Source organism: Kitasatospora sp. NPDC057595 (assembly GCF_042800875.1).
Classification (GTDB): Bacteria; Actinomycetota; Actinomycetes; order Streptomycetales; family Streptomycetaceae; genus Kitasatospora.
In genome coordinates this window covers 1-1,208 of the sequence record NZ_JBHVGL010000073.1, presented here as the reverse complement: position 1 = coordinate 1,208, position 1,208 = coordinate 1, and the positions used below count along the sequence as shown (strand labels likewise).

Genomic DNA, 1,208 nt, shown 5'->3' with positions numbered 1-1,208 from the left:
TGCTCGGAGATCAGACCGGCGTGGCGCTCCAGGTAGGACGCCAGCGACGCCTCGTCGTACACGATCTCCATGCCCCGGCCGCCCAGCACGTAGGACGGGCGGGCCAGCACCGGGTAGCCGATCTCGTCGGCGATGGCCTTGGCCTCGGCGAAGGAGAACGCGGTGCCGTGCTTGGGGGCCGGCAGACCCGCCTCGCGCAGCACCCGGCCGAACGCGCCACGCTCCTCCGCCAGGTCGATCGCCTCGGGCTGGGTGCCCACCACCGGCACCCCGTTGTCCTTCAGCGCCTGCGCCAGACCCAGCGGCGTCTGCCCGCCCAGCTGGACGATCACGCCCGCCAGCGGACCGGCCTGCCGCTCCGCGTGGACGATCTCCAGCACGTCCTCCAGCGTCAGCGGCTCGAAGTACAGCCGGTCGGAGGTGTCGTAGTCGGTGGAGACGGTCTCCGGGTTGCAGTTGACCATCACCGTCTCGTACCCGGCGTCCGCGAGCGCGAACGAGGCGTGCACACACGAGTAGTCGAACTCGATGCCCTGCCCGATACGGTTCGGCCCGGAGCCGAGGATGATCACCGCCGGCTTCGTGCGCGGGGCGACCTCGCTCTCCTCGTCGTAGGAGGAGTAGAAGTACGGGGTCCTCGCCGCGAACTCCGCCGCACAGGTGTCCACCGTCTTGAAGACCGGGCGGATACCCAGCGCGTGCCGCACCTCCCGCACCACGTCCGACTTGAGGCCACGGATCTCGCCGACCTGCTGGTCGGAGAAACCGTGCCGCTTCGCGTGCCGCAGCAACTCCGGGGTCAGCTCGTCGGCCCCGGCCAGCTCACCCGCGATCTCGTCCAGCAGGAACAGCTGGTCCACGAACCACGGATCGATCTTCGTCGCCTCGAACACCTCGGCGGGCGTGGCACCCGCACGGATCGCCTCCATCACGGTGTTGACCCGCCCGTCGGTCGGCACCACCGCCTTCGCCAGCAGCTCCGCCTTGTCACCCACCGGACCGGCCCACGTGAACTGCGAGCCCTTCTTCTCCAGCGAACGCAGCGCCTTCTGCAGCGCCTCGGGGAAGTTACGGCCCAGCGCCATCGCCTCACCGACCGACTTCATGGTCGTGGTCAGCGTCGCGTCCGCGGACGGGAACTTCTCGAACGCGAACCGCGGGACCTTCACCACCACGTAGTCGAGGGTCGGCTCGAACGACGCCGGCGT

At 69.6% G+C, this 1,208-nt stretch carries 1 pseudogene; it reads right to left on the bottom strand.

The window, feature by feature from the left end:
* Positions 1-1,208: pseudogene (gene carB / locus ACFU9E_RS35535) on the bottom strand (carbamoyl phosphate synthase large subunit); the annotation flags it as partial.